The organism is Bacillus sp. JJ664 (genome assembly GCF_036962205.1).
Taxonomy (GTDB): Bacteria; Bacillota; Bacilli; order Bacillales; family Bacillaceae_G; genus Gottfriedia.
Map to the genome: position 1 here is coordinate 1 of NZ_JBALMS010000178.1, position 925 is coordinate 925.

Below are 925 nucleotides of genomic sequence, written 5' to 3' on the forward strand. Positions count from 1 at the left end.
CTTTAAAGGATGAAAATAATAGAGATGAGTTTATTTCTAAAGTTCATTTAGGTTTTAAGAAGGCACAAAATCTGATTGTGCAAAACTTGTTATTGCTCGGTAAGAAAAGAATCAGAATTAAAGCCTACATTAAAGAATTAAGAAGGCAAAGTGAAGCGAAAGAGATAATTCAAAAATATCAAAATGAATTAGAAATCATTATTTACAAAGAAAAAATATTGAGAAAAACGGCTGATTCAATTGCATGGCAATTACTGGGGAACGATATTACCATTGTTAGAAGGCTATATAAACAAATTCCTTCTGTTGAAATATTCAATTCTAATTTAAATCATGATTTAGAGGTAGTAGAAAATATTTTTAATAGTGATAATTCTATTTTCCCTTTGATAAATGACATAACATCATTTATCCAGATAGGTGATTTATTAGTTTGTGAATATAAAAATCAAAAAATTGGTTTACTAGAATTAAAAGAAGGAAAGGTAAATGAAGATATTGAAAGAATAATAGATGATTATACTGAATTTGGTTGTGAAAGAAAACTATATTTTGAATTATCAGAGCGAGATAAAAAATTCAAAAAACAATTTCAGCGATACATAAACCAACAATCAAAAGCATTAAACACTACACACCTAATTAATCAAGGTGAAGGCATAGATGATGTTACTGGTCATAACATAAAAGTAGTTAATGATGAAATATTTTATACTAAACATTTTGATGATATTGTAACAAAAATGTTAAAGGAAGTAGATAAAAAGAATTTTTCACTTAGGATAATTGATGAGTGTCTTGTAATTGGTGTTTATAATACTACAAAAATTCCAATTCATAATGCATTTGATATCTGGAAACAAACAATGGATATAGACTTCCAAACAATTAATTTCATAAATTATATTAATGCACCCGTTGCTTT

The 925-nt window shown here is 26.2% G+C and carries 1 protein-coding gene; it reads left to right on the forward strand.

Annotation, left to right across the window (positions count from 1 at the left end; translation table 11 throughout):
- Positions 1 to 925 (forward strand): hypothetical protein (locus tag V7056_RS19640; protein WP_499704077.1); only part of this gene is annotated, 925 nt, incomplete at both ends.